Annotated in this window: 27 protein-coding genes; 13 read left to right on the top strand and 14 right to left on the bottom strand. The window is 65.5% G+C overall.

The window, feature by feature from the left end:
* Positions 1-11 precede the first annotated feature (11 nt).
* Positions 12-749: a hypothetical protein gene (locus ACQY8M_RS01930; protein WP_428668799.1), complete on the bottom strand. Its 738-nt coding sequence runs from the start codon at positions 747-749 to the stop codon at positions 12-14.
* Between the two features lie 41 nt (positions 750-790).
* Positions 791-3,025: a heavy metal translocating P-type ATPase gene (locus tag ACQY8M_RS01925; protein ID WP_428668798.1), complete on the bottom strand. Its 2,235-nt coding sequence runs from the start codon at positions 3,023-3,025 to the stop codon at positions 791-793.
* Positions 3,026-3,062: 37 nt separating this feature from the next.
* Between ACQY8M_RS01925 and ACQY8M_RS01920 the strand changes: the two genes are divergently transcribed.
* From ACQY8M_RS01920 to ACQY8M_RS01910, 3 genes are read left to right on the top strand one after another with little or no spacing between them, the layout of a single operon-like run.
* On the top strand, positions 3,063-3,338 hold the full coding sequence (locus ACQY8M_RS01920; protein WP_428668797.1) for a metal-sensitive transcriptional regulator: 276 nt from the start codon (positions 3,063-3,065) through the stop codon (positions 3,336-3,338).
* 1 nt (position 3,339) lies between these two features.
* Entirely contained in the window at positions 3,340-4,977 is a 1,638-nt protein-coding gene (locus ACQY8M_RS01915) for a copper resistance system multicopper oxidase (protein ID WP_428668796.1), read from the top strand.
* A complete protein-coding gene (locus tag ACQY8M_RS01910) occupies positions 4,961-5,674 on the top strand; it encodes a copper resistance protein B (RefSeq protein WP_428668795.1) in 714 nt (237 codons plus the stop codon). The genes ACQY8M_RS01915 and ACQY8M_RS01910 overlap by 17 nt, the downstream gene beginning before the upstream one ends.
* Here the strand turns inward: ACQY8M_RS01910 and ACQY8M_RS01905 are convergent.
* Positions 5,633-6,049 (bottom strand): winged helix-turn-helix transcriptional regulator, encoded by a 417-nt coding sequence (locus ACQY8M_RS01905; RefSeq protein ID WP_428668794.1) that lies wholly within the window; start codon positions 6,047-6,049, stop codon positions 5,633-5,635. The two genes, ACQY8M_RS01910 and ACQY8M_RS01905, sit on opposite strands and share 42 nt — an antisense overlap.
* Before the next feature lie 118 nt (positions 6,050-6,167).
* Here ACQY8M_RS01905 and ACQY8M_RS01900 point away from each other — a divergent pair, with 118 nt between their 5' ends.
* Together ACQY8M_RS01900 and ACQY8M_RS01895 are read left to right on the top strand one after the other, a co-directional pair.
* Positions 6,168-7,307 carry an HlyD family secretion protein gene (locus tag ACQY8M_RS01900; protein WP_428668793.1) on the top strand — a complete coding sequence of 380 codons (1,140 nt, stop codon included), beginning with the start codon at positions 6,168-6,170 and terminating at the stop codon, positions 7,305-7,307.
* Positions 7,304-8,869 carry a DHA2 family efflux MFS transporter permease subunit gene (locus ACQY8M_RS01895; protein ID WP_428668792.1) on the top strand — a complete coding sequence of 522 codons (1,566 nt, stop codon included), beginning with the start codon at positions 7,304-7,306 and terminating at the stop codon, positions 8,867-8,869. The genes ACQY8M_RS01900 and ACQY8M_RS01895 overlap by 4 nt, the downstream gene beginning before the upstream one ends.
* A gap of 18 nt (positions 8,870-8,887) precedes the next feature.
* On the opposite strand, the gene ACQY8M_RS01890 is transcribed toward ACQY8M_RS01895, so the two are convergent.
* Entirely contained in the window at positions 8,888-9,802 is a 915-nt protein-coding gene (locus tag ACQY8M_RS01890; protein ID WP_428668791.1) for a Bug family tripartite tricarboxylate transporter substrate binding protein, read from the bottom strand.
* A 184-nt stretch (positions 9,803-9,986) separates the two neighbouring features.
* Here ACQY8M_RS01890 and ACQY8M_RS01885 point away from each other — a divergent pair, with 184 nt between their 5' ends.
* The 4 genes from ACQY8M_RS01885 (at position 9,987) to ACQY8M_RS01870 (ending at position 13,992) form a co-directional block, all read left to right on the top strand.
* Positions 9,987-11,153 carry a CaiB/BaiF CoA transferase family protein gene (locus tag ACQY8M_RS01885; protein ID WP_428668790.1) on the top strand — a complete coding sequence of 389 codons (1,167 nt, stop codon included), beginning with the start codon at positions 9,987-9,989 and terminating at the stop codon, positions 11,151-11,153.
* 138 nt (positions 11,154-11,291) lie between these two features.
* Positions 11,292-12,425, top strand: a complete 1,134-nt coding sequence (locus ACQY8M_RS01880; protein ID WP_428668789.1) for an OpgC family protein — start codon at positions 11,292-11,294, stop codon at positions 12,423-12,425.
* Positions 12,422-13,189 (top strand): SGNH/GDSL hydrolase family protein, encoded by a 768-nt coding sequence (locus ACQY8M_RS01875; protein WP_428668788.1) that lies wholly within the window; start codon positions 12,422-12,424, stop codon positions 13,187-13,189. Before ACQY8M_RS01880 ends, ACQY8M_RS01875 begins: the two co-directional genes overlap by 4 nt.
* 23 nt (positions 13,190-13,212) lie before the next feature.
* Complete coding sequence (locus tag ACQY8M_RS01870; protein ID WP_428668787.1) at positions 13,213-13,992, top strand: cyclase family protein; 780 nt, start codon at positions 13,213-13,215, stop codon at positions 13,990-13,992.
* Between the two features lie 3 nt (positions 13,993-13,995).
* Here ACQY8M_RS01870 and ACQY8M_RS01865 read toward each other — a convergent pair whose 3' ends face one another.
* Genes ACQY8M_RS01865 through ACQY8M_RS01850 form a run of 4 tightly spaced genes read right to left on the bottom strand, consistent with a single transcriptional unit; the run spans position 13,996 to position 16,550 of the window.
* Positions 13,996-14,613: a LysE family translocator gene (locus tag ACQY8M_RS01865; protein ID WP_428668786.1), complete on the bottom strand. Its 618-nt coding sequence runs from the start codon at positions 14,611-14,613 to the stop codon at positions 13,996-13,998.
* 4 nt (positions 14,614-14,617) lie between these two features.
* Positions 14,618-15,166: a carboxymuconolactone decarboxylase family protein gene (locus tag ACQY8M_RS01860; protein WP_428668785.1), complete on the bottom strand. Its 549-nt coding sequence runs from the start codon at positions 15,164-15,166 to the stop codon at positions 14,618-14,620.
* Positions 15,167-15,200: 34 nt separating this feature from the next.
* Positions 15,201-15,779: a hypothetical protein gene (locus ACQY8M_RS01855; RefSeq protein ID WP_428668784.1), complete on the bottom strand. Its 579-nt coding sequence runs from the start codon at positions 15,777-15,779 to the stop codon at positions 15,201-15,203.
* A 27-nt stretch (positions 15,780-15,806) separates the two neighbouring features.
* A complete protein-coding gene (locus ACQY8M_RS01850; protein WP_428668783.1) occupies positions 15,807-16,550 on the bottom strand; it encodes an aldolase in 744 nt (247 codons plus the stop codon).
* A gap of 66 nt (positions 16,551-16,616) precedes the next feature.
* Here ACQY8M_RS01850 and ACQY8M_RS01845 point away from each other — a divergent pair, with 66 nt between their 5' ends.
* Positions 16,617-17,960: a hypothetical protein gene (locus ACQY8M_RS01845; protein ID WP_428668782.1), complete on the top strand. Its 1,344-nt coding sequence runs from the start codon at positions 16,617-16,619 to the stop codon at positions 17,958-17,960.
* Here the strand turns inward: ACQY8M_RS01845 and ACQY8M_RS01840 are convergent.
* Positions 17,935-18,657 carry a DUF1194 domain-containing protein gene (locus tag ACQY8M_RS01840; protein WP_428668781.1) on the bottom strand — a complete coding sequence of 241 codons (723 nt, stop codon included), beginning with the start codon at positions 18,655-18,657 and terminating at the stop codon, positions 17,935-17,937. The genes ACQY8M_RS01845 and ACQY8M_RS01840 overlap by 26 nt on opposite strands.
* A 201-nt stretch (positions 18,658-18,858) precedes the next feature.
* Positions 18,859-19,536, bottom strand: coding sequence for an RNA recognition motif domain-containing protein (locus ACQY8M_RS01835; RefSeq protein ID WP_428668780.1), 678 nt, complete (start codon positions 19,534-19,536; stop codon positions 18,859-18,861).
* Between the two features lie 299 nt (positions 19,537-19,835).
* On the opposite strand from ACQY8M_RS01835, the gene ACQY8M_RS01830 reads away from it, so the two are divergent.
* From ACQY8M_RS01830 to ACQY8M_RS01820, 3 genes are read left to right on the top strand one after another with little or no spacing between them, the layout of a single operon-like run.
* Positions 19,836-20,150, top strand: coding sequence for an NIPSNAP family protein (locus ACQY8M_RS01830; protein ID WP_428668779.1), 315 nt, complete (start codon positions 19,836-19,838; stop codon positions 20,148-20,150).
* A 9-nt stretch (positions 20,151-20,159) separates the two neighbouring features.
* Positions 20,160-21,851, top strand: a complete 1,692-nt coding sequence (locus ACQY8M_RS01825) for a thiamine pyrophosphate-binding protein (RefSeq protein ID WP_428668778.1) — start codon at positions 20,160-20,162, stop codon at positions 21,849-21,851.
* Positions 21,848-22,816, top strand: a complete 969-nt coding sequence (locus tag ACQY8M_RS01820; RefSeq protein ID WP_428668777.1) for a Bug family tripartite tricarboxylate transporter substrate binding protein — start codon at positions 21,848-21,850, stop codon at positions 22,814-22,816. Before ACQY8M_RS01825 ends, ACQY8M_RS01820 begins: the two co-directional genes overlap by 4 nt.
* A 4-nt stretch (positions 22,817-22,820) precedes the next feature.
* Here the strand turns inward: ACQY8M_RS01820 and ACQY8M_RS01815 are convergent, their stop codons facing one another.
* From ACQY8M_RS01815 to ACQY8M_RS01800, 4 genes are read right to left on the bottom strand one after another with little or no spacing between them, the layout of a single operon-like run.
* Positions 22,821-23,198: a type II toxin-antitoxin system VapC family toxin gene (locus ACQY8M_RS01815; RefSeq protein WP_428668776.1), complete on the bottom strand. Its 378-nt coding sequence runs from the start codon at positions 23,196-23,198 to the stop codon at positions 22,821-22,823.
* Positions 23,195-23,455 carry a type II toxin-antitoxin system Phd/YefM family antitoxin gene (locus ACQY8M_RS01810; protein ID WP_428668775.1) on the bottom strand — a complete coding sequence of 87 codons (261 nt, stop codon included), beginning with the start codon at positions 23,453-23,455 and terminating at the stop codon, positions 23,195-23,197. The genes ACQY8M_RS01815 and ACQY8M_RS01810 overlap by 4 nt, the downstream gene beginning before the upstream one ends.
* Positions 23,433-24,860, bottom strand: a complete 1,428-nt coding sequence (locus tag ACQY8M_RS01805) for an MmgE/PrpD family protein (RefSeq protein ID WP_428668774.1) — start codon at positions 24,858-24,860, stop codon at positions 23,433-23,435. Before ACQY8M_RS01805 ends, ACQY8M_RS01810 begins: the two co-directional genes overlap by 23 nt.
* Positions 24,857-25,210: a DUF4387 domain-containing protein gene (locus ACQY8M_RS01800; RefSeq protein WP_428668773.1), complete on the bottom strand. Its 354-nt coding sequence runs from the start codon at positions 25,208-25,210 to the stop codon at positions 24,857-24,859. Before ACQY8M_RS01800 ends, ACQY8M_RS01805 begins: the two co-directional genes overlap by 4 nt.
* Position 25,211: the final 1 nt, after the last annotated feature.

Raw genomic sequence — 25,211 nt, 5'->3', positions numbered from 1 at the left:
GCGTTCGGTACTCAATCGCCGAGCGATGTCAGGAAGTGGTGGACCGGCGCGTTCAGCCAGACCTTTTTGTCGTTCATCGGCCGGCACCGCGAATGCCACGGCTCGCGCTTCCATTTGGTCTGCGCCACCGCGACGGGCCGCGGGATCACGTAGAGCGCCGGTTCCTTGGCGTCGTTCTTCGCCGGGCAGGCGACCCATGCCGCGAGGCTCATGCGCAGGTCGTTCATCCGGAACTCGAGCGTGTTGTCGTGGGTGAAGTTCGGCATCATCGAGCCCTTGCGGCCGAGCTTCTGGATGTTGAGGAGCAGCGCCACCCGGAAGTCGAGCTGGGCGTACGCGGCATCGTTCTCGATGCTGTTGCGGTCGCTTTCCGACAGGAACGGCCGCTTGGGCCAAGGCTCGCGCGCCGTCCACGGATGGCTGTGGAAGTCGCCGAGGAACTTCAGGTTCGGCCAGTAGGTCGGCAGCGCCTTGTTGACGGTCTCGAGTCCCTTCGAGGGCGTCACCGAATTGCGCCCGCGCTCGGCATTGGCGTCGACGATGGCGACCTCGACGTTGAAGCATCGCGCCTTGCTCGCCGTCGTCGTCTCGTAGCCCCACAACAAGCCGAACGTCTCGCGCTCGCGCGTCAGCCGGCGTGCCTTGCCGGCGCGGCCGGGCACGAGGAAGCTCTCGATGGTGGCGATCACCATGCTCTGGAAGGCGGCCTCGGAGACGTTGACGAGGAAATCGAACTTGCCGGCAGTCATCCCCTGATTTTACTTGGTTCCGTGGGTCAGCCCCATGAAACTCAGAGCCGCAGCCGGCGTAGCCGCAATGCGTTTCCGATAACACTTACAGAACTCAGGGCCATCGCCGCCGCGGCGACCATTGGGCTAAGTGTCAGTCCTAAAAGGGAAAAGAGTGCTCCGCCTGCTATCGGCACGCCGGCTGCATTGTAAATAAAGGCGAAGAATAGATTTTGACGGATGTTTTTCATCGTGGCGTGCGACAACTTTCGCGCCCGGACGATGCCCGTCAGGTCACCCTTGACAAGGGTAACACCCGCGCTCTCGATCGCGATGTCGGTGCCGGTAGCCATGGCGATGCCGACATCGGCTGCGGCCAGGGCCGGGGCGTCGTTGATGCCGTCGCCCGCCATGGCGACGATCCGGCCCTCGCCCTTCAGCCGCTCGACGACCTTTGCCTTGTCTTCCGGCAGGACCTCCGCTTCGAACTCGGTGAGTCCAAGCTGCTGGGCGACCGCCTCGGCCGTTCGCCGGTTGTCGCCGGTCAGCATGACGACGCGCAGCCCGTCCTTGCGCAGCTCGGCGAGCGCCGCGGCCGTCGTCTCCTTGATCGGATCGTCGAATCGGACCGTGCCAGCGAGCTTGCCGTCGATGGCCAGCATGACCGGCCGCTGGAAGTTGCCGAGATCGACGCCGCTCTCCTTGAGGAAGCGCGCATTACCGAGCAGCAGGCGCTTGCCCTCGACGGTCCCCGACACGCCGCGGCCGGCGTGGTTGCGGAAGTCACTCACCGGCGCCAACGCCAGGTTCCTCTCGAGAGTGAAGGCGGTGATCGCCCGGGCGATCGGATGCTCGCTGCCGCGTTCGAGGCTCGCGGCCAGCCGCAGCGTTTCGAGCCCACCGGTAACTTCGGTGATCTCCGGATGCCCGACCGTCAACGTGCCGGTCTTGTCGATGACCAGCGTATCGACCTTCTCCAGCCGCTCCAACGCTTCGGCATTGCGGATCAGGACGCCGGCTGCGGCCCCGCGGCCGACGGCGACCATGATCGACATCGGCGTCGCCAGTCCCAGCGCGCAGGGGCAGGCGATGATCAGCACCGATACCGCCGCCACGAGCGCATGTTCGAGCGTCGGCGGCGGACCCCACAATGCCCAGGCCGCGGCCGAGATCACGGCCGCCAGCAGCACGACCGGCACGAACCAGCCGGCAACGGAATCGGCGAGCCGCTGGATCGGTGCGCGGCTGCGCTGCGCTTCGGACACGAGCTTGACGATGCGTGCCAGCATGGTGTCGGCGCCGACCTTCTCGGCCGTCATCACGAAGCTGCCGCTCCGGTTCACGGTACCGCCGATCACGCGGGTGCCGGTTTCCTTCTCGACAGGCATCGGCTCGCCGGTGACGGTCGATTCGTCGACCGAGCCGTTGCCTTCGATCACGATCCCGTCGACCGGCACTTTTTCGCCGGGCCGCACGCGCAACGAGTCGCCGACGGCGATTGCCTCGATCGCGATCTCCTCGTCGCTTCCGTCCGTGGCGATCCGGAGCGCCGTGCGCGGCGCGAGGCCCAGCAGGCCGCGGATCGCGCCCGAGGTCGCCTCGCGCGCGCGCAGCTCAAGCACTTGGCCGAGCAGGGTCAATACGATGATGACGGCGGCGGATTCGAAATAGACCGGCCGGCCCGTCACGGTCGCGACGACGCTGTAGATCCAGGCCGCGCCGGTGCCGAGGGCGATCAGGGTGAACATGTTGAGGGATCGCCGTGCCACCGACTGCGCGCCGCGCACGAAGAACGGCCAGCCCGCCCACAGCACGACCGGGGTGGCGAAAACCAACTCGATCCAGGAAGAGAGGCCGTGGGACAAGGCGAAGAGATGTCCGCCCATGTCGAGCGCCACGACGGGGGCGGCGAGCGCACCGCCGATCCATAGCCGGCGCGTCATGTCCACGAGCTCTTCGTTCGGCCCCTGGTCGAGCGAGACTTCCTCGGGCTCGAGCGCCATACCGCAGATCGGGCAGCTTCCCGGTCCGATCTGACGGATTTCAGGGTGCATCGGGCAGGTGTACATCGTGCCCGCGGCGACGGGCTTCTGCGGCGGCGGGGCCTCGGCCGGCTTCAGGTAGCGCGCGGGTTCCGCGGAGAACTTCGCCAGGCACTTGGGATTGCAGAAGTAATAGGTATGGCCGTCGTGGACCGCCGTATTCCTGGCGCCGGCGATCTTCACCGTCATGCCGCAGACGGGATCGACGGCCGTCTCGGGCTTGGCGTGGTCGTGCGTGCAATGGTCGTGCGTCATGCTTGTCAATTATACCCTACAGGGGTATGGTTCAAGCATGGATGAACGGATCAAGAAATCCCAGCTCGCCCGCCTGAGCCGGATCGAAGGCCAGGTGCGCGGCGTGGCCCGCATGGTCGAGGAAGACCGCTACTGCATCGACGTGATCAACCAGGTGCGCGCCGTCCGGGCCGCGCTTGACAAGGTCGAGCAGGAAATCCTGCACGACCACCTGCAGCATTGCGTGGCGCATGCCTTCCATGCCGGAAACGATCGCGAGCGTCAGATCAAGATCGACGAGCTGATGGAAGTGCTCGACAGCCGGAGGCGTTGACATGCGTTTCACCGGATTGTTCGCCGCATTCGTGGCCTCGGTCTTCGCGATGCCGGCTTTCGCCGCCACCTACGACCTGGTGATCGACCGGACGTCCGTGCGCATCGACGGGCAGGAGCGGCGCGTCTTCTCGATCAACGGTCAGATCGCGGCGCCGACCTTGCGCTGGACCGAAGGCGAGGAGGTGACGGTGAACGTCACCAATCGCCTCGCCGAGGACACCTCCATCCACTGGCATGGCATCCTGCTGCCGTCCGCCATGGACGGCGTGCCGATGGTGAGCTTTGCCGGTATCAAGCCGGGCGAGACTTTCACCTATCGCTTCAAGCTCCGGCAATCCGGGACCTACTGGTATCACAGCCACTCCGCGGGCCAGGAGCAGGAGGGGATGTACGCACCGATCGTGATCGCGCCGGCCGGCGGTGAACGCATCAAGGCGGATCGCGATTACGTGGTGATGCTGAGCGACAGCCATCCGATGTCGGCCGGCGCCATCCTGCGCAAGCTGAAGCAGGAACCGGGCTACTTCAACGATCGGCGGCGCACGCTCCCGGGCCTGATGCGCGAGCTCGCCAACGCCAGATCATCGGAGGAGCGGCAGACGATCATCCGCGACCGGCTCGATTGGGGAGAGATGCGGATGGATCCGACCGATCTCGCCGACGTCACCGGCTACACCTTCCTGGTCAACGGCCGCGGCCCCGGCGACAACTGGACCGGGCTCTTCCGGCCGGGCGAGAAGGTGCGGCTGCGCTTCATCAACGGCGCGGCAATGACGATGTTCGACGTTCGAGTGCCCGGCCTCAAGCTGCGAGTCGTGCAGGCCGATGGGCAGGACGTGCGGCCGGTCGAGGTCGACACATTCCGCTTCGGCCCCGGCGAGACGTACGACGTGATCGTGGAGCCACGCGAGGATCGGGCCTACCCGCTCCACGCTGCTTCCATCGACCGCCGCGGTGCAGCGCGCGGGACGCTGGCGCCGCGTCCGGGCATGTCGGCGCCGAGTCCGGCGCCGGGTGCTGCGCCGTTGCTCGGCATGGCGGACATGGGGCACGGCATGGCCGACATGGATCACTCGAAGATGGGCCATGGGGGCGGGGATCACGCCGCCATGGGCCACGACATCTCGGGCCTTGTCCATGTGCCGCCACTCGCCGCCACGGCGGGCGAGAAGGTGCTGGGCTATCGCGACCTCAAGCGGCTCGACAAGCGCTACAGGCTGCCCGAGCCGACCCGCACCATCGACATGCGCCTGACCGGCAACATGGAGAAATTCATCTGGTCGTTCGACGACCGGAAATATTCCGAGGCTTCGCCGCTTTCCTTCGCGCAAGGCGAGACGGTGCGGCTCGTGCTGCGCAACGAGACGATGATGAACCATCCGATCCATCTGCACGGCCTCTGGATGGACCTCGACAACGGTGCGGGCGAGGAGCGGCCGCGCAAGCACACCGTGATCGTGCCGCCTGGGCGAACCGTCAGCGTGACGGTCACGATGAGCGAGCCGGGCAACTGGCCGTTCCACTGTCATTTCCTGTTTCATATGACCACCGGCATGTTCCGGGAGTTCGTGGTCTCCGCTGCCGGCGCGACGCCGGCAGCGCCTCCGGCGGCGGGTGGCCATGCGCATCATCAGTAGCGCGCTCCTGCTTCTTCTGTTCGCGGGGCCGGCGATGGCCATGGACGACCAGACCACCTTCTGGCGCGTCGACGGGCTATTCACGCGTCGCATCAGCTCGGCGCCCGATACGCAGTGGAAAGCCTCGGCCTGGGTCGGCGGCGATCGCGACAAGCTCAGGCTGCAGAGTTCCGGCATCCTCACCGACACCGGACACATCGAGGGCGAAGGCGGCACGCAGGGCATCGACAACCGCCTGTTCTACAGCCGGCTGATCGCGCCGTTCTGGGACGCCAAGGCCGGCGTGCAGCTCAGCCTGTTCGATCGCGGCCAGACGCGCGCTGCCTTTCTGGCCGGCGTGGAGGGACTGGCACCGTACGGCATCCACCTCGACGTCGTGGCGGGCATCAGCGAGACCGGAATCGCTTCGCTGCGCCTCGACGCCGAATACGACATCCTGTTGTCGCAGAAGCTGGTCGCCCAGCCCTTCGCCGAGGCGATGCTGGCGTCGGGCAACGATCCTGCGATCGGTCTTGGTGCCGGCCTGCCGCGCTTCGAGGTCGGCCTGCGCCTGCGCTACGAGATCGAGAAGGAATTCGCGCCGTTCGTCGGCGTGAGCTTCGAGCAGTTCACCGGCAACACGGCCAACTATGCGGCGGCCGACGGCGAGGCCACTTCACGATGGCGGGCGCTGGTCGGGCTGAAGGTCTGGTTCTGAGGCGTCCGGCGCGTCGAGCGGTTCGGTGACGCCGTTCTCGTTGTCCTCGGCCCATTTCACGATTTCGACGAAGATCGGCCGCAGGCGGCGCGCGTTCGGCGTGATCTCGTATTCCACGCGGGGCGGAACCTCGGCGAAGATCGTGCGCTTGATCAGGCCGTCCTTCTCCAGCGCGCGCAGCTGGGCCGTCAGCATGTGCTGGGTGATGCCGGGCAGGCCGCGCTTCAGCTCACCGAAACGATGCACACCGTGGCTCAGCAGCCAGAGGATTTCGAGCTTCCAGCGGCCGGAGATCATCCCGACCGCGCGCCGGAATTCAGCTTGGACCACTTTGGCCAAGGCGGGATCGGTACGGACTCGATTGAGGTCAATCATAGGTCCTACATAGGATACTAGGTAGGAAAATCAATCCTACTTGAGAAAACAATACAGAAGGCTAGATCGTCCGTACAGTAGAGGAGTCATGTTTGTGGACGGTTCTCAGTCTTCTCCGTTGAAGTTTGATCAGGTCGAGCACCAGACCCGTTTCGAGCCGCCGAAGACCAAGCGGACCACGGACAATAGCCGGCGGCGCAAGCGGTTGCTGATGCTTCTCGCGGCGTTCGTACTGGTCGCCGGCGGTGGATACGGGACCTATTGGTGGCTGGTCGGGCGCCATTACGAGACGACGAATGACGCTTATCTCGACGCCGACAGTGTGACGATCGAACCGAAGGTCGCGGGTTACGTTGTCGAGTTGAAGGCGCAGGACAATCAGCGCGTCCGCCAGGGCGACGTACTGGCACGGATTGATCCGCGCGATTACCAGACCGCCCTCGATAGTGCGAAGGCCGACCTGCAGAGCGCACAGGCGACCGCTGCCAACATCGACGCTCAGATAAAGGAGCAACAGTCGACCATTGCCCAGGCTGAGGCGGCTGTCGATGCCGACGAGGCGTCGGTCACCTTCTCCGAGCAGGAGTTCAAGCGCTACGGCGACCTCGCCAGGACGGGCGTCGGCACGGCCCAGCGTCAGCAGCAGTCGGCGTCTGATCTGGCGCAGCGCCGCGCGGCACTCGACCGCGATCGCGCCGGCCTCAATGCCGCCAAGGCACACACCGCTGTGCTGCAGACACAGCGCCGGCAGGCGGACGCGGCGATCGCGGCCCGAAAGGCAGCGCTTGCGCAAGCGCAGATCAACCTCGACCAGACCACGATCACGGCGCCGGTCGACGGCGTGGTCGGCGACCGCACCGTACGCAAGGGCCAGCTCGTGCAGGCGGGAACGCGGCTGATGAGCGTCGTGCCGACCGACAAGGTCTATCTGGTCGCGAATTTCAAGGAGACGCAGACGGGCCGCATGGTGCCGGGCCAGAAGGTGGAGATCGATGTCGATTCCTTCCCCGGCCAGCCCATCAACGGCACGATCGACAGCCTCGCACCCGGCACCGGAGCGCAGTTCGCTCTCCTGCCGCCGGAGAATGCGACCGGCAACTTCACCAAGATCGTACAGCGCGTACCGGTGAAGATCATGCTCGACCCGGCCAATCCGCTCACGGCGAGGCTGCGACCGGGACTTTCGGTCACGGCGACCGTCGACACGCGAAGCGCCTCGAAGGCGCAACAGCCGACGGTGAACCAGGCAACCCGATGAAACCCGTCGACTCGGAGCCGACGCTGCGCGACTGGCTCGCCGTCGGCGGCGGCATCCTGGGCGCCTTCATGGCGATCCTGGACATCCAGATCACCAACGCCTCTCTCGCCGAGATCGGCGGCGCGATCGGCGCCACGCCGGCCGAAGGCAGCTGGATCTCGACCGGCTACCTGATGGCCGAGATCATCGTCATCCCGCTTACCGGTTGGCTGGCGCGCACCTTCGGCCTGCGTCGGTTCCTGTCGGTCAACTCCATGCTGTTCATCGGATTCTCGATCCTGTGCGCGCTCTCCAACAGCCTGGGCGAAATGATCCTGTGGCGCGCCGGGCAGGGCATCACCGGCGGCGTGCTGATCCCGACGGCCATCACCATCGTTCGAACGCGCCTGCCGGCCAGCAAGCAGGCGGTCGGCGTAGCGCTGTTCGGCATGGTCGCGACGTTTGCGCCGGCGATCGGGCCCACGGTCGGCGGCTGGCTCACCGAGAACTGGAGCTGGCACTACATCTTCTATCTCAACGTCGTGCCCGGAATTGCCGCTATCGCTATCCAGCTCTACGCGCTCGACAAGGAGAAGCCGCAGCTCGAGGAGTTCTTCAAGGCCGACTGGCTCGGCATCGTATCGATGGCGATCGGGCTGAGCTCGCTGATTTTCGTGCTCGAGGAGGGCCAGCGCGAGGAGTGGTTCGATTCGACCCTTATCGTGGCGGCCAGCATTGCCTCGTTCATCGGCATCGCGGTGTTCCTGATCGCCGAGCTCACGACGGACAAGCCGTTCATCAATCTGCGCCTGTTCGCCAATCCCTCGGTCGGCGGCTCGGGCATCCTGATGGCGGTGTTCGGCGCGACCGCCTTCGGCTCGGTCTATCTGATCCCGTCCTACCTCGCGCAGGTCCAGGGCTACAATGCCCAGCAGATCGGCGAGGTGGTGATGTGGAGCGGCATCCCGCAGCTCTTCCTGTTGCCGCTCATGCCGTCCCTGATGCGCAAGGTCGACCTGCGCCTGCTGGTCGGTATGGGCCTCATCCTTTTCGCCGCGAGCTGCTTCATCAATGTCGACATGTCGCCGGACACGGCGATGGACCAGCTTATGCTGCCGCAACTGCTTCGCGCGGCAGGCCAGCCCCTGGCCACGATCCCGCTGACCCAGCTCTCCGTTGTCGGATTGACCCGGCGCGACACCGCGGACTCGGCCGGCATCACCAGCGTGATGCGCAATCTCGGCGCCTCGGTCGGCATCGCCATGCTGTCGACCGTCGTGCAGGTGCGCGAGCAGGTGCACTTCTCGGTAATTGCCGAGGCGATGAGCCAGAACAGCCTCCGCCTGCAGGAACGCCTCCAGGGCCTTGCGGCGATGTTCGCGGGCCGCGGCGCCGATATGGAGACCGCCAGGCAGCAGGGCGTCGGCGTGCTGGCCCAGCAGGTCCGCCAGTCCGCCTCGGTGATGGCCTACGCCGACAGCTTCTGGATTCTCGGTGTCTGCATCGTCGTCAGCCTGCTCACCCTCTTCATCTTGCGCAAGCCTCCGGCCGGCGCCGCGGCGATGGCTGCCGACGCGCATTGATCGGAGCGGACGGGAAGATCATTGCGGCTCGATCTTCGCGATCTTGACATAGTCCGCCCACTTGGTGCGTTCCTCGCGGTCCTGCTCGGCGCACTGCGCCAGATCGAGCTTGCGCGGGGTAAGTGCGAACTCATCGGTCAGGCGCTTGTTGATACCCTCGGACAAGATCGCCTCGTTGATCAGCGTGTTCAGCCGTTGCTTGATGTCCTCCGGCACTGCCTTCGGCACGGCGATCGCAAGGAACCCGGTGCTGACGAAGCCGGGATAGGTTTCGGCCAGGGTCGGCACGTTGGGGTAGAGCGGGCTGCGCTCGGGCAGCGAGATGGCCAGCGGTCGCGCCTTCTTGGCCACGACCTGGCCACGCGACGCGGTGAGATCGACGAACATGAACTGGATCGAGCCGGCATACAGATCGTTCCACGCATTGCCGATCGCCTTGTAGGCGATGCCCTGCCATTCGACACCGGCCTTCTCGCCCAGCACCGCCGACGGCACTTGCGACGACGCGTTGAAGTAACCGTAGTTCAGCTTGCCGGGATGTGCCTTGGCGTAGGCGATCAGATCGGCCATCGACTTATAGGGACTGTCGGCCGGGACGATGAGAAACGTGCCGCTCGTTCCTATCACGCCAACGACCTGGAAGTCCCGCTGCGGGTCGTAGCCCGGGTTCTTGTACATGTGGATGTTGGCGGCGTTGGTCGACGTCGTGGCCAGCATCAGGGTGTAACCGTCGGGCGGCGAGGACTTCACCGAGAGCACACCGACGATGCCATTGGCGCCGGCCTTGTTCTCGACCACGAACGGCTGGCCGGTTCTGTCCTCCATATATTTGCCGACGAGGCGGGCGGTGATGTCGCCCGATCCGCCAGGTGCGAAGGGCACGATGATGTGAACGGCCTTGCTGGGCCAGGAGTCGGCCCAGGCCGCACGCATCGGGGCTTGCAGTGCAGCGAGAGCGGGGACGGCGAGGAGTGCGCGGCGAGAAAGCGGTCTGCGAAATGTAGGCATGCGTCGCAGTCTAAAGGAATCACCGCGCGCATGGACAGCGCACCGGCTGCAGCCCTACGTTGCGCCCATGTCACAATCAGGCCGTCCCCCGCTCACGGGTGTTCGTATCGTGGATTTCACGCGGGTGATCGCGGGTCCCATGTGCACGCAGATGCTTTCCGACATGGGGGCCGAGGTCATCAAGATCGAGAATCCCGACGGCGGCGACGATACGCGCAAGGGCGCGGGACCACGCGCCGGTGGCGAGACGGGCGAAAGCCATTTCTTCATGACCTTCAATCGCGGCAAGAAGAGCGTCGCGCTCGATTTCACCAAGCCCGACGGGCAGAAGATCGTGCACAAGCTGCTCGAGAAGGCCGATGTGATGATCGAGAACTTCCGGCCGGGTGTGCTCAAGAAGTACGGGCTCGACTGGGCCAGCGTGCGCGACAAGTACCCGAAGCTGATCTACCTCTCGATCTCGGCCTACGGTCAGACCGGGCCGCTGTCGGACCGGCCGGGCTACGATCCGGTGCTGCAGGCGGAGTCGGGCATGATGAGCGTGAATGGCGAGGCCAACGGCGAGGGGCTGCGCCATGCCATCGCCATCGTCGACACCATGACGGCGATCCACTCGGCCTCGGCGATCAACGCTGCGCTCTATGCGCGCACCTCGACCGGCAAGGGCCAGCAGATCGACCTCGCGCTGTACGACACGGCGCTGGTGAGTTTGGGCAACATGGGCTCGTACTACCTGATCGGCGGCGACCAGCCGCGCCGCGCCGGCAACGGGCATTTTGCTTCCGCACCCAACAGCTCTTTCGAGACGAGCAACGGCAAGATCTACATGGCGGTCGCCAACCAGAAGCTGTTCGCCGACACCTGCAAGGCAATGGGCCATCCGGAATGGGTGAGCGATCCGCGCTTCTCGACCATTGCGGAGCGGGTCGCCAACAAGCCGCTGCTGACCAGCATGATGGAAGAGGTGCTCAAGACCGACACCAAGGAGAACTGGACGCAGAAGTTCCGCCATTTGCCGGCGGGCCCGATTCGCACCATGAAGGAAGCGCTCGACGAGCCCGAGGTGAAGCGTCGCGGCATGCTCAAGACCTACAAGCACACGCGGGTCGGCGACGTGCCGCTGATCGGCTCGAACTACCACTTCTCCGACACGCCGGTCGACGACACGCATCCGCCGCCGGCGCTCGGCGAGCACACCGACTCGGTGCTGAAGGACATCGCCGGTCTCGGGGCCGACGAGATCAAGGCGCTGCGCGAAAAGAAGGTGGTTGGATAAGACTCGGAGGAGCGCGCCACTCCAGTGGCGCGCTCCGATGAATCGACTCAGTCGCGCGGCCCGCCGGGTGTCGTGGCCATGGTTCCTGCGCCGCCGGACGTAGCGTAGGCGATACGGCTGGGATACCAATGGGATCGCATGACAGGAGCCGTGCCTCCCTATCTCGCGCCCGGCCGCGACCTTCGGCTCGATTTCTTCCGTGGGCTGGCGCTGTGGTTCATCTATCTCGACCACGTGCCGGACAACATCGTGAGCTGGCTCACGGTGCGCAACTACGGCTTCAGTGACGCCACCGAGATCTTCGTCTTCATCTCGGGCTACACGGCGGTAATTGCCTACAGCCGCATGATGCTGCGCGACGGCTGGCCGCGCGCCGCGATTCGCATCTACCGCCGCGTCTGGCAGCTCTATGTCGCCCACATCCTGCTGTTCGTGGCCTTTACCGCCCAGATCGCCTACTTTTCGATTGCCCGCGACACGCCCCAGCTGATCGAGGAAATGCAGCTCATGGGCCTGGGCCAGAATCCATACCAGGCGATCGTCGAGACGGTTCTCCTGAAGTTCCGGCCAGTCAATCTCGACGTGCTGCCGCTCTACATCGTATTGCTGGCGGCCTTTCCTGTTGCCCTGCCGGCCCTGCTGCGTTGGCCCTACGCCGTGCTTCTGGCTTCAATCTCTTTTTATGCCGCGACGAGCCATTGGAACTGGAATCTGCCGGGTTACCCCGATGAGAAGGTCTGGTTCTTCAACCCCATGGCGTGGCAGGTCGTCTTCTATAGCGGGGCAGTACTCGCAGTAGTGGCCCATAGGCTCGTGACCCTCGACCGCTTGAAATGGATCTTGGCCACGCTGGCCCTTGCCTACTTGGCTTTTGCAGCCATTATTGCATTGTCCTGGCACTACAACGCTCTCGCGCGCCTCATTCCAGACTGGATTGCCCGTCAAATATATCCAATCGACAAGACCAATATCGATATCCTCCGATTCATCCATTTCCTGGCCATGGCCTGGCTGGTGAGGTCGGCCGTGCGGCCAAACGCCCGGTTCCTGTCGTGGCCGATTTTGGACCCGATTCGCAGGTGCGGAGAGCATTCCTTGCAGATATTCTGCTTGGGTACGTTCCTTGCGGTTACAGCCCAAGTCATAGTCGCCCACTACGAAGATTCCACAGTGTCTCAGCTCTCTGTCAGTTTTGCCGGTATAGCGATCATGTCACTCGCGGCCTATGCAGCGAGCTGGTTCAAGGCTGAGTCGCGGGGCACCCGGTCATGAATCGTCGGCTCTTCGCCGCTTGCTTCGGGGTTGTCGCGGCGCTGTGGTCTGCTGGCGCAGGTGCCGAAGCGCCGTGCCGTGCATCGCGCGATCTGCTCAATTTGAACAATCCTCTGGAGATTGCCCGCACCGCCGTGGCCGAGGAGCGGCAGCTGCGCATTGTCGCCATGGGGTCATCCTCTACCCAGGGATACGGCGCCTCCAACCCGAAATACTCCTATCCGGCCCAGCTTCAGATAAAGCTGGAGGCGGCGATGCCGGGGATCGACGTCCATGTCTACAACAAGGGCGTCGGCGGTCAGGATGCCGAGGAGATGGTCCAGCGCATGAAGCAGGACGTGAAGCCCGAGCAGGCGCACCTCGTGGTCTGGCAGGTCGGAACCAACTCGGCGATCCGCCGCGATCCGCTGCCCAAGTTCGCCGAGAAGCTGCGGGCCGGCATAGACATCGGCCGGGCGCTGGGCGCCAACTTCGTGATGATGAACCTGCAGTATGTCCCGGCCGTTGTGGCGCTGCCCGACGAGGAGGAATATGCGCGGGTGATGGCCGAGGTCGCCAAGCAAAAGGGCGCCGGGCTGTTCCGCCGCTTCGAGATCATGCGGTCCTGGTACAACGACGGCATGCCCTACGCGCAGTTCGTCACCAACGACGGGCTGCATCTCAACGACTTCGGCCAGAAATGCATCGGCAAGCTGCTGGCGATGTCGATCCTCGACGCGGTCAATCCGCGCCGATTGACGGGTGCGCCAAAGTCCGCACACTGAGGCCTTCCATTGCAGGAGGGCCAATGAAGAAGCGCCGGTTCGTCGACCTGTCGATCTATCTCGAGAACGACGTGATCTCCGATCCCGCGCCGTTCGGCCCGAAGATCCAGTATCACAAGCATGAGAACACGGCGGCGCAGATCGCGGGGTTCTTTCCCGGCCTGAAGAAGGAAGACCTGCCCGACGGCGCCGGCTGGGCGGTCGAGAACGTCAATCTCTCGACTCACAACGGCACCCATCTCGACGCGCCCTATCACTTCCATCCGACGATGAACAAGGGCGAGCGCGCGATCACGATCGATGAAGTGCCGCTCGACTGGTGCTTCCAGCCCGGGGTGAAGCTCGACTTCCGTGCCATGGAAGATGGCCACGTCATCACGGCCAAGGAGGTCGAGGACGAGCTGAAGCGGATCGGCCACGAGCTGCAGCCGCTCGAGATCGTCGTGGTGAACACGCGGGCCGGCTCGCGCTACGGCAACAACGACTATGTGAACTCGGGCTGCGGCATGGGCTACGACGCGACGATGTATCTGCTGGAGAAGGGCATCCGCCTCACCGGCACCGACGCCTGGAGCTGGGACGCGCCATTCTATTTCACCGCCCAGAAATGGGCGAAAGACCACGACCCCTCGATCATCTGGGAGGGCCACAAGGCCGGCCGCGACATCGGGTACTGCCACATCGAGAAGCTGCACAATCTCGAATCGCTGCCGGCCGACGGCTTCATCATCTCCTGCTTCCCGCACAAGATACGCGGCGCGTCGGCCGGCTGGACGCGCGCCGTCGCGATCTTCGAGGACTAGGCGCTACGCCGGCCGTCGCGCGAGCAACAAGGTCACGCCGAGGCTCGCGATAGCCACGCCCGCGCCGGTGCGCAGCCGGCGCAGCAGGGACGGTTGACCGAGCGCGATCGACCGTGCGCGGTTCGCCAGCATGACGACCGCGACATCGACGGCAGTATTGAGGATCACGGTAATAATCCCGAGGCACAGGAACTGCAGCCACACCGCGCCGGCGGCCGAGTCGACGAACTGCGGCAGGAACGCCAGAAAGAAGGCAGCCGTCTTCGGGTTGAGCGCCTCGACGGCGATGCCGTCGCGAAAGGCGCGAGCTGTGCCGACGCCGGCTGCTGGCGCAGGCAAGTCGGCGCGCGCTTCGCACATGGTCTTGATGCCGAGCCACACGAGATAGAGCGCACCCCCGAGCTTGAGCACCGTGAAGGCCTCGGCGCTCGCCATCACCAGGGCAGATATGCCGACGGCGCCGGCCAGCACATGGACCATCCCACCCACCGCCGTGCCGAGACTGGAGGCCAGGCCTTCGCCGCGGCCGCCCGCTAGGGTACGCGCCGCGACGTAGAGGATGCCTGGTCCGGGCGACAGCGCAATGATCGACGCGGCTGCCAGGAAGAGGAGGAATGTCATCGCCTCAGGCGATCGGATCCGGCTCGCCCGGCGGGAGCGGCATCTCGAAGACGTTGAGGGTCATAGACACCAGCATGTAGTAGCCGCAGACGCCGACCAGATCGACGACGCCGGGCTCGCCGAAGGCGTCGACGGCGCGCTTGTAGTTCACCGGCGAGACCCGGTTGGTCTCAAGGTACTCGGTGACGAAATCATAGACGATGCGCTCGACGTCGCGCGTGAAGGGCGGCGTCTGGCGCGTGCGCACGGCTTCGACGATCTCTGCCGACAGGCCTGCTTCCCGGGCGAGGCGGGCGTGCGCGTAGAACTCGAATTGCGCCTTGAAGTGCCGCCCGACCAGGCAGATCGCCAGCTCGGAGAGGTCGCGCGGCATGGAATTGTTGAAGCGGCAATATTCGCCGAGCTTCTGGGCGCGGTCGGCCAGCTCGGGTCGGCGCAGCCACGGATCGAACGGCCCGCGCAGGCCGCCGCGCGGACCGGCGACGATGGCGTCGGCCACCTTCTTCTGCTCGGGCGTGAGCTTGTTCAGGTCAAGCGGGGTCAAACGCGGCATGCGGCGGTTTCCTTCCTCAGTCGATATTGGTTGGTTAGAGCGGGCAGCCGGCGTCGCCGATGCGGTTCTTATCAGCCTCGTTGAAGATGCTGTCGATCATGAGCGTGCCGGCGTTTTCGGCCATGCTGGCCTGGGTGTAGCAGGACGCCGTCGCCGTCCACAGCACCTTGCCGCCGTCCGTGGAGTAGAGCGTCAGCGTGATGCGCAGGGTCGGGCCGCCGGACATCGGTGCCGGACCGCCACGCTCGATGCGGATGCCAGGGACCTCGGGCCGGGGATTGGCGGCGGGCCCATCGAAATTCTGGTCTCGACCGCCAACCGGGCCGCGCGTAATGCCGCTGCTGCCCAGGAGATCGACGTACTGGACGTCCATTCGCATCACGTTGCCGCCGGAGAAGCCGACCTCGTTGCCGCGGCGCGCCAGGCGGATCATCACCTCGCGGCGCAGATTGCGCCCCAATGCGCTGTCGGAGGTGAGCTGCACCGCCGTCTTGGTCTTGGGAATGGCCTGGTAGGCTTTGATCTCGAGCTGCCCGATCTTGGGCACCTGGGCGGCCGCGGGCAGCGCCGTACCCAGCGCCAGCAACGCGATCACGCCAGCGGCAATACGCATCGTCATTTTCCCTGTCGTCCCTTCTGCTCAGGCGGCCAGTCGCCGCCAGCCCGGCTCGTCACGGTCGAGCAGGCGCTTCAGCGATTCGAAATGCAGGAACGCCTGCTGTGCTTCGCCGGCGATCTGCCGCGCCGTGTGCTCGGCCAGCCCATCGTCGATATTGTGCAGCGGCCGGCCGGTCTGCATCGCCAGCACCTGCACCATCGCCGTGCGCTCGAGATAATAGAGATCGTCATAGGCTTGGGCGACCGTCGGACCGCTCACGATCACACCGTGGTTGCGCAGGAACAGGATGTCCTTGTCGCCCATGGCGCGGCACATGCGGTCGCCCTCGTCGTTGCTGAGCGCCACGCCGGCATATTTCTCGTCGTAGGCGATGCGGTTCCAATAGCGGAAGGCATTCTGGGTGCACATCTCGATGCGGCCGTCGCGGATCGAGGTCAGCGCCGTGGCGTAGGGCATGTGGGTGTGCAGCACGACCTGGGCGCGCGCGTTGCCCTGGTGGATGCGGGCGTGGATGAAGAAGGCGGTCGGCTCGACCGGGTACTTGCCCTCGACGATGTTGCCTTCGCCGTCGGCCATCACCAGATCAGCCGGCGTGATCTCCGACCAGTGCAGGCCTTGCGGATTGACCAGAAACAGATCCGGCCGACCGGGCACGGCCATGCTGAAATGGTTGCAGACTCCCTCGTTGAGGCCGTGGCGCGCGGCGGCCCGCAGCGCCGTCGTCAAGTCGAGACGAGCTTGGGTTACCGGGTCGTTGGCCAACATGGTCTGCTCTCCGTTGCTGATGGGCATTGCAGGCGACGATGATGCCGCTTGCGGGGAGTTCTGTCGATGAATGTCCTGCTCCAGTCGCCGTTGGGTGCCCTGCTGGCGAAGCCCTGGGTTGACCGGGCCGGGCTGCTCGGGCTCCGGCGCTGGTACAGGCCGTTGTCGCGGCTATGGGCCGCTGCCAATCAGGCCGGTACCGACGCGGCATCGTTCCGCGAGCAGGTCGGCGCGCTTCCTGCCTTCTGGTCCGCATTCCCGCTACGCCGTCTGCTCGGCCATCACGACCGGCTGCGACGGGCGGGCGAGGCGGCGCGCGAAAGATGGGAAGCCGCGATCTTCGACCCGCGCGGCGGCGCCGACCCCGGCGCGCTCGACCGCCGCCGGCGTGCGGACGCGACGCGCCATCTCATGACGCGTGTTGCATTTTACCCGTTGCTGTTCCCCCGCCCGCCTGCCGCCACGCGCTGGCAGATCGATCCGCCGAACAGCGTGCCAATGCCGGATGCCGCGGCGCTTTACACGGTATCACTGGATGTTGGATCGGCCGAGGTGTCGCGTCCGTTCGTGCAGGACGGCTTGCGCGAATACTGGCTGCGCGCGCCAACGCCATCGGCACCGCTGCGCCTGCGGCCTGGCAGCGGGACGATGTATGCTCGCGTCGTCGAGCCGGTCGAGCCGGCTGCCGGCGAGACACTGATCCTCGGCAGCGGTCTCTGTCTCGAGTTCGAATTGCTTGCCGTGGCGCACGATCCCGGGCGGCGGCTGGCCCGGATGGGGTGGCGGGTGATCGTGCCGATCTCACCTTATCATGGGTTGCGCGCCATGCCCGGCTTCTACGGCGGCGAGCCGTTCTTCGCTCTGGCGCCGACCGGCTCGCTCGACCTGATCGCGGGGCAGGCGCTCGAGACAGCGCTGCTCACGGCGTGGGCGCGCGGTCGCCTGGGCGGCAGGATCGCGGTCGGCGGGATCTCGATGTCGTCGTTCGTCGCGCAGCAGGTCGCCAGCCATTGCAGCCTTTGGCCGGCCGAGGCGCGGCCCGACGCCGTGCTGCTGATCAGCCACTCGGGCCGCATCGAAGACGTGACCTTCGGCGGCGAGCTTGCGGCGAGCTTCGGCATCGATCGTGCCTTGCACGCGGCGGGTTGGTCGCGCGAGGCGCTGGCGCGGCTGTCGACGGTGATCGATCCGGCGGAAGCACCGGCCCTCGCGCCGTCGAGGATCGTGTCGGTGCTGGGCGAGGCGGACCGATGGGTGCCCTACGCCGACGGGCTTGCGGTGGCGCGGCGATGGAAGCTGCCGGAGGCCAACATCTTCCGCTATCCGCTCGGCCATCTCGGCATGCCGGTGCAGCTCACGCGCGATCCGGCGCCGTTCGAGCGGCTCAGGCAGGTGTTGCGCGAGAGATAGAGAGGCCGGAGATTTCGCGGATCAGCTTGCTGCGCACGGCGCGGCCGAAATCGTCGAAGTTCTCGGCTGAGATCATGAACGAGCCGGGTCCTCCGATCACGTTCTCCTCATAGTACTTGTCGAGGCCGGTGTCGGCCGGGCGGCCGAAGTTGGTGCGGTTCATCATCACCGGCAGGCCGTTGATCACGATGCCCTGCGCCACCAGCTTGTCGCGTACCAGATCGGCGGGCGGGCCGTCGTTGGTGCGGCCGTCGCCCGAGATGTCGATGACGCGGCGCTTGGACGCGAAACTCGAAGTCTCGAAGCGCTGTGCGGCGAAGGCCATCGCCGCGCCGACCGCGGTCCAGCTTTGCGACATGCGCGGCGCCTCCGCGAGCTTGTCGGCGAAGCGCCGTGCGGCGATGGGGCTGTCGATCACCGACCAGTCGATCACCACGACCTGATAATGCGTGCCGGCCCACTCAGCGTAGCACAACGCGATGCGCTTGTTTTCGCCGGACAGGATGGCGTCGATTACCCGCTCATTGGTCAGCGCCTCGACATAGCCGCGGCGCTGCAGCTCAGCCTCGACTTCGTCGATCGAGCGCGAGACGTCGACCGCGAGCACGAGCTGCAGATCGACCTGCTCAGCCGCACGCGCCGGCGACGGGCCGGCGAGCGCCGCGATAGAGCCCACAAGTGCGGTTCGTCGCTTCATGTCCGCCTCCGCAGCGAGTGCATGCAAGAATAGCACCGGACATAATGAAAAACGCCGGAGGTTTCCTCCGGCGTTTCATTTCATTTCGTCCGCGGGTTGGCCTGCTGGCCCACTCGGACGCACACCGGCGAACTCAAAGGCTCACGGGTCCACTCGGAAATTCACCGGTAAGCTCAGAAGCTTACTGGTGAACTCAGAAGTTCACTGGTCGTCGTCGAAGCCGCGCTTGCGCGGCTCGTAGTCGCGCTCGCGCCGCGGCGGGCCGGCATCACGCCGACGCGCCGGACGACCCGCGTCGCCGGCGGGTTCGAAGCCGCCGGGAGCCGGAGCCGGGCCGCCCGAGAAGTCAGCACGCCGATCGCGCATTGGACCGCCGTCGCCAGACGGACCGCCAGGAGGAGCGCCGCGGTATCCACCGCCACCGCCACCGCCGCCACCGTAGCCGCCACCGCCGCCGCCGCGATAGCCACCGCCACCGCCGCCGCGATCTCCGCCGCCGCCACCATAGCCGCCACCACCGCCGCCGCCGCGATAGCCGCCACCGCCACCGCCGCCACCGTAGGGTGGACGCGGGCCGCGACCACCGCCGCCGCCTCCTCCACCAAATCCGCCGCCGCCCCCGCCGCCGGGCTGACGTTCGACGGCTTCACGGACGGCGATCGAACGCCCGTCGAGGAGAGCACCATTCATGGCCTGCATCGCTGCAGCGCCCTGGTCATCCGTTTCCATCTCGAGGAAGGCGAAGCCGCGGCTGCGGCCGGTCTCGCGATCCACGATCACTTTCGAAGAGGTGACGTTGCCGAACTGGGAGAAAGCTTCTTGCAGGCGCTCGGACGTGACCGAATAGGGCAGATTGCCCACAAACAATTTACGACTCATTCAAGGCTCGGGGCTGGAGGTAAGAAAGGGAGCGCAGTCCGGCGCGCGCTTGCTGGACCATTTCAGTTCCAGCGTTTCGTAGATCTTTGACGATGATGACCAAGAAGCTCACGGGGGAAGACGTTGACCGGCGTATCGCGCTCTTGCGTCTTAGACGAAGACTCCTCTGCTGGATACTCTTCGGCCAGTGTCGCTATGCCGCACTTATGCGCTGATTCCGCTGCGGAGTCCACAAGGGTTGAGATCGAGAAGCCCAAGTCACACAATCATCTTCGACTGTGAATTGGGGAGACGCCACCATGATCATCGACCATCGCACTTATGAGTTGCAGCCGGGCCGCCTGCGCGATTTCCTCTCATTCTATGAAAAGGAGGGGCTGCCGGTTCAGCTGAAACATCTCGGTCATCTTGTCGGCTTTTTCACGACCGAGGTCGGCAACGTCAACGAGATCGTGCACATCTGGGCCTACGAGGACCTCGCCGATCGCACGAAGCGACGCGCCGCGATGGCTGCCGACCCCGCGTGGCAGGCCTACTTGCAGAAGAGTCGCGAGTTCATGAAGACGATGAACAACAAGATATTGGTGCCAACCTCGTTCTCACCTACGAAGTAAGGGAAAAAGATGACCGCGACCTCTTCGCGCCGCAGTGGCGCACAAGTGCTGATCGACCAACTGCGCATCCACGGCACCGACACCATCTTCGGCGTTCCGGGCGAGAGCTATCTTGCGGCGCTCGATGCGCTGTACGCTCAGCGCAACTCGATCCGCTATGTCATCTGCCGCCAGGAAGGCGGCGCGGCCAACATGGCCGAAGCCTACGGCAAGCTGATGGGCAAGCCGGGGATCGCCTTCGTGACCCGCGGCCCGGGGGCGACCAACGCCAGCATCGGGCTGCACACCGGTTTCCAGGATTCAACGCCGATGATCCTGCTGGTCGGCCAGGTCGCCCGCGAGACCACCGACCGCGAGGCGTTCCAGGAGATCGACTATCGCCACATGTTTGGCCAGATGGCCAAGTGGGTGACCCAGATCGAGGACGCCCGCCGCATCCCCGAGCTGATCAGCCAGGCTTTCCATCGCGCGATGAACGGCCGGCCCGGCCCGGTCGTGGTCGCGTTGCCGGAAGACATGCTGGTCGACGAGGTCGAGGTCGCTGACGCCGGCCCCTACAAGATCGCGCGGGGTGCGCCGTCGACGGATGACATGGCGACCTTGCGCGCCCTGCTCGAGCAGGCCGAGCGGCCGATGGTTATCGTCGGTGGCGGCGGCTGGAGCGCCGGCGCGTGCAAGGACATCCGCGCCTTCGTCGAAGCCAATGGGCTCCCGGTCTGCGCGTCATTCCGCAACCAGGATCTGTTCGACAATCGCCATCCCAACTATGTGGGCGATCTCGGCGTCGGTGTCGGGCCGGCGCTCGGCAAACGCTTGAAGGCTTGCGATCTCATCATCGCGGTGGGACCGCGGCTCGGCGAAGCGACGACCGGCGGCTACACATTGTTCGATCTGCCGATCCCGAAGCAGAAGCTGGTGCATGTCCACGCCAGCGCCGAGGAGCTCGGTCGTGTCTATCAGGCGACCCTGCCGATCAATTCGGGCATGCAGGCCTTCGCCGCAGCCGCCAAGGCGATGAAGCCGGTCGACGGCACGCGCTGGAAGGACTCCGTCAGCCAGGGCCACGCCGAATATCTCGACAACATCAAGCCCGGCCCGCTGCCCGGCTCGGTGAACATGGGCGAGGTCATCGCCTGGCTGAACAAGCGGCTGCCCGACGATGCGATCGTCACCAACGGCGCGGGCAACTACGCGGCGTTCCTGCATCGTTTCTTCCAGTATCGCGGCTTCAAGACCCAGCTCGCGCCGACCAGTGGCGCGATGGGCTACGGCGTGCCGGCGGCAGTCGCTGCCAAGATCGCCGAGCCCAGTCGCATGGTCGTCTCGCTCGCGGGAGACGGCTGCTTCCTGATGAACGGACAGGAGTTCGCGACGGCGGTCCAGCATGGCGCCAACATCGTGATCGCGGTGATCGACAACGGCATGTACGGCACGATCCGCATGCATCAGGAGCGCGAGTATCCGACCCGTGTGCACGGCACCGAGCTCAAGAACCCGGACTTCGCCGCCTACGCCCGCGCCTTCGGCGGACATGGCGAGACGGTCGAGAAAACCGAAGAGTTTGGTCCGGCTTTCGAGCGCGCGCTCACGGCGGGCAAACCTGCGATCATCCACGTGAAGACCGATGCGGAGGCTTTGACCTCTCGCATCACGCTGACGCAGCTTCGCGAACAATCCCTGGCCCGGCAGAAGCTCACATGATTCTCTCACGGCGAGCCGCTCTGGCCGCTCCACTCGTGGCCTTGGCTACGTCGGCACAGGCACAGACCGAATGGCCTAAGGCCCAGCCGATCCGCGTGCTGATCCCCTTCGCGCCGGGCGGCGTACCCGACATCATCTCGCGCATCGTGACGCCGAAGATGAGCGAGGGGCTCGGCCAGGGCTTCGTGATCGACAACAAGCCGGGGGCCGGGGGCGGCCTCGCGGGCCAGCTTCTCGCGCAGGCGCCGTCTGACGGCTACACGCTGATGACCGGCACGGTCTCGACCCTGTCGATCGTGCCGGCGATCAATCCATCGCTGAAATACGATCCGAACGCCTTTGCCGCGATCGGCCTCGCCGCCATCGTGCCGATGGTGGCGCTGGTCCGCATCGATTCCCCGGCGCAGGATATCCAGGGATTAATCGAGCTCGTGAAGAAGAGCCCGAAGTTCGACTACGGCTCGTCTGGGAACGGCTCTATCCTCCATCTCACCGCCGAGCTCTTCAAGCTCAAGACCGGCTTGAAGATGCAGCACATCCCTTATCGCGGCTCGGCGCCGGCGCTGCAGGCGTTGCTGTCGGGCGAGGTCGACGTGGTGTTCGACGCGCTCGCCCCGGCGATGGGCCAGATCAAGGCGGGCAAGCTTCGGGCGCTGGGCCTGGCGATGGCACGGCGCTCTCCGGCCCTGCCCGATCTGAAGACGATCGGCGAGCAGGGCGTGGCCGGCGTCGAAGCCTATACCTGGGCCGGCCTCTATGCGCCGCCCGGCACATCGGCGGCGATCGTCAACCGGCTGAACGCCGAACTGCTGAAGGCGCTCAAGGATCCCGAGAACGCGCGCAAGATCAGCGAACTGGGCTACGAGATCTCGCCGTCTTCACCCGCCGAGCTCGCAGCGCACACCGCGGCCGAGCTGAAGAAATGGACCGAGGTCGCGAAAGCCGCTGACGTGAAGCCGGACTGACGGATCACGCCGCCAGGATAGGCACTCCGTAGGCAGGGAAGTGCCGATCGCGCGTGACGATCGTCAGCCCTTCCTCGATCGCCTGCGCGATCATCATGCGGTCGAACGGATCGCGGTGATGGAAGGGAAGGGTCTGAACGCGCTTCACGTGGTCGATCGTGATGGCAAGTTGCATAGCCGCCGAATGGACCACCGCGGCATCCACCGCCATCGGGATGTACAGCTTGCCGGCCGAAACCTTGATGGCGATCTCCCAGAGCGCCGCCACACTTACGAAGCGTTGATTGGCGGGATCGCCGAGCGCCGATCGGGCATGCGCCGATAATTGCTGCGGACTATCGAGGATCCAGAGCAGCGCATGCGAGTCGATCAGTAGCCTCACTTTGACTCGGGCTCGATGATCGACTCTTCGAACATCTGTGCAATTTCCGCATTGGTTTCCGGCGAATCCCAATCTGGTTCGAACTTAACCTTGCCCTTCCAGATGCCAAACTGCGGGACTTTTCGCTCGCCCTCGAAAGCCGTCAATCGAGCAACCGGCTTGCCGGCTTGGCAGATCACGACTTCCTCGCCGGCGCGGACGCATGCGATCAGCTTGGAAAGCTGGCTCTTTGCTTCATGCGTGTTCACGTACTTCATGATTAGCTAATCTAGCTAATATCAGCTTGGATTTCAAGGGATCGGCCATGCAGAGCGCCATCACCTCCGACAGGGAGGGCGCCTCCTCCAGTGCGTAGATTTGCGCGATCAGCTTCTCGGCGGTCTTCGGCGGGATCGCGCGAGTGGCGTTCTTCAGGAACTTCTCCTCGAGCCCGCTGCGCGACAGCGGGACCTCCTGGGTGCCGAGGCTTGCCGGCTTTCGGACCCGGAGCTTGCGGCCGTCCCTGAGATGGACGACGACCTCGCCGGGGAAATGCCGCGGATAGTCGCTCGCCGGATCGGGGACGCAGTGGGTCTTGTCGGCGACGGCGAGCACCGCCGGTGCATCGAGCGGCTCGTCGAAGAACGTGGCCAGGTCGACCCGGCCTTGCACCAGTGCCGCGGCGGTCACGTACTGGACGCTGAACATCGCCTGGTAGGGCGTCGTGGGCCGGATGCAGCGCGCACGAGGCTCGGCGACCATCTTGTGCAGGCCCGGCGTCAGCGGGCATTCGATGCGCTCGACGTCGGCGAGGTCGAACTTGCCGCGCAGCTCGAGCGCCGCGTCGACGAAGCCATGGATGAAGTGGCAGCACGGATAGGGCTTGAGCGCGATGCCGCGCGCCTGCCACGTCCGGCCGAGATCGTGCGAGGGCAAGTCATCGCCGGTCGGGATGTGCTGGATGTGCGAGGCGTAGAAGCCGCGGCCGCCTTCGAACACGGTATTCGGTCCGGTGAAGCCGGCGCGGGCGAGGGCCATTGCCGACAGGCCGCAGTGGGCGGCCCAACCCGGATGCAAACGCTTCAGCCACGATGTGCCGCGTTCGAGGATGCCCGACGCCTGGCTGCCGCAGAGGCCGAGCGCCCAGGTCATCGTCTCGTGGTCGACCTTGGCGAGGCGTCCCGCGACCGCTGCGGCGGCGAAGGTGCCGCACAGGGAGGTCGGATGGAACGCACGGTCGTGGAAGGCGCCGGCGCCGACCGTCGCCAGCCGGCAGCCGATCTCCAGTGCACCGGTGAAGGCGATCAGCACCTCGGCGCCGCTCGAGCCGTTCGCTTCGCCGGCGGCAAGCGCCGCCGCGAGCGCCGGCGAAGTGGCGTGATAGACGGCGCCGATATGGGTGTCGTCGAAATCGAGGCCGTGGGCGAGCACGCCGTTCACGAGAGCTGCCGACGGCGCGGGCAGCCGGGCGCCACTGCCGATCGCGGTCGCCTGCGTGCCTTCGCCCAGCGCGCGGGCGCCGTTCAGAATCGCCTCGCCGAAATCGAACTTCGAGGAGGCCAGCGCAATGCCGAGCGCGTCGAGGAAGTGTTCCTTGGCGAGCGTCAGCACGTCCGCGGGGATGGCATCGAGCGTCAGGTCGAGCGCAAACCGCCCGAGCTTTTCGGATTCCGTCGAGGTCATGGCGCGGGGTCCGAGGTCCTGAGGTTCGAGCGCGAGGGGATCATGATGTCCATCAGCGGCGCGTGCTGGGCTGCGCCAAACGTGTCGCGCTCGCCGCTCGAACCCTGCTGCCAGCGCCGCTTCACCGTCATCTTGAAGGCCATGGCGGGGTCGAAGAACATCGCGACCAGAATGTCGTCGAGCGGGATGTTGTAGAGCCTGGCCAGCTTCTCGGCCGTCAGCGCGCCGCTCGCCTTGACCTCCTCATAGGCTGCCTTGCGATTGAAGATGATGTCGAAGGTCAGCTCGAATGGGCCGGCGTTCTTGCTGCGGATGACCTGGGCCAGCTCGCGCAGGGGGACTTCGCCCACG

The organism is Reyranella sp. (genome assembly GCF_965279465.1).
GTDB lineage: Bacteria > Pseudomonadota > Alphaproteobacteria > Reyranellales > Reyranellaceae > Reyranella.
This window is presented reverse-complemented; position numbering and strand designations above follow the sequence as displayed.

Coding starts and splice junctions, on each gene's coding strand:
- ACQY8M_RS01850 (WP_428668783.1), bottom strand. CDS start 16,550: ATGTTGGCCAACGACCCGGTAACCCAAGCTCGTCTCGACTTGACGACG.
- ACQY8M_RS01875 (WP_428668788.1), top strand. CDS start 12,422: ATGAATCGTCGGCTCTTCGCCGCTTGCTTCGGGGTTGTCGCGGCGCTG.
- ACQY8M_RS01925 (WP_428668798.1), bottom strand. CDS start 3,025: ATGACGCACGACCATTGCACGCACGACCACGCCAAGCCCGAGACGGCC.
- ACQY8M_RS01855 (WP_428668784.1), bottom strand. CDS start 15,779: ATGCGTATTGCCGCTGGCGTGATCGCGTTGCTGGCGCTGGGTACGGCG.
- ACQY8M_RS01840 (WP_428668781.1), bottom strand. CDS start 18,657: ATGAAGCGACGAACCGCACTTGTGGGCTCTATCGCGGCGCTCGCCGGC.
- ACQY8M_RS01845 (WP_428668782.1), top strand. CDS start 16,617: ATGAATGTCCTGCTCCAGTCGCCGTTGGGTGCCCTGCTGGCGAAGCCC.
- ACQY8M_RS01915 (WP_428668796.1), top strand. CDS start 3,340: ATGCGTTTCACCGGATTGTTCGCCGCATTCGTGGCCTCGGTCTTCGCG.
- ACQY8M_RS01930 (WP_428668799.1), bottom strand. CDS start 749: ATGACTGCCGGCAAGTTCGATTTCCTCGTCAACGTCTCCGAGGCCGCC.
- ACQY8M_RS01825 (WP_428668778.1), top strand. CDS start 20,160: ATGACCGCGACCTCTTCGCGCCGCAGTGGCGCACAAGTGCTGATCGAC.
- ACQY8M_RS01910 (WP_428668795.1), top strand. CDS start 4,961: ATGCGCATCATCAGTAGCGCGCTCCTGCTTCTTCTGTTCGCGGGGCCG.
- ACQY8M_RS01810 (WP_428668775.1), bottom strand. CDS start 23,455: ATGAAGTACGTGAACACGCATGAAGCAAAGAGCCAGCTTTCCAAGCTG.
- ACQY8M_RS01895 (WP_428668792.1), top strand. CDS start 7,304: ATGAAACCCGTCGACTCGGAGCCGACGCTGCGCGACTGGCTCGCCGTC.
- ACQY8M_RS01890 (WP_428668791.1), bottom strand. CDS start 9,802: ATGCGTGCGGCCTGGGCCGACTCCTGGCCCAGCAAGGCCGTTCACATC.
- ACQY8M_RS01830 (WP_428668779.1), top strand. CDS start 19,836: ATGATCATCGACCATCGCACTTATGAGTTGCAGCCGGGCCGCCTGCGC.
- ACQY8M_RS01870 (WP_428668787.1), top strand. CDS start 13,213: ATGAAGAAGCGCCGGTTCGTCGACCTGTCGATCTATCTCGAGAACGAC.
- ACQY8M_RS01820 (WP_428668777.1), top strand. CDS start 21,848: ATGATTCTCTCACGGCGAGCCGCTCTGGCCGCTCCACTCGTGGCCTTG.
- ACQY8M_RS01805 (WP_428668774.1), bottom strand. CDS start 24,860: ATGACCTCGACGGAATCCGAAAAGCTCGGGCGGTTTGCGCTCGACCTG.
- ACQY8M_RS01880 (WP_428668789.1), top strand. CDS start 11,292: ATGACAGGAGCCGTGCCTCCCTATCTCGCGCCCGGCCGCGACCTTCGG.
- ACQY8M_RS01835 (WP_428668780.1), bottom strand. CDS start 19,536: ATGAGTCGTAAATTGTTTGTGGGCAATCTGCCCTATTCGGTCACGTCC.
- ACQY8M_RS01905 (WP_428668794.1), bottom strand. CDS start 6,049: ATGATTGACCTCAATCGAGTCCGTACCGATCCCGCCTTGGCCAAAGTG.
- ACQY8M_RS01865 (WP_428668786.1), bottom strand. CDS start 14,613: ATGACATTCCTCCTCTTCCTGGCAGCCGCGTCGATCATTGCGCTGTCG.
- ACQY8M_RS01860 (WP_428668785.1), bottom strand. CDS start 15,166: ATGCCGCGTTTGACCCCGCTTGACCTGAACAAGCTCACGCCCGAGCAG.
- ACQY8M_RS01920 (WP_428668797.1), top strand. CDS start 3,063: ATGGATGAACGGATCAAGAAATCCCAGCTCGCCCGCCTGAGCCGGATC.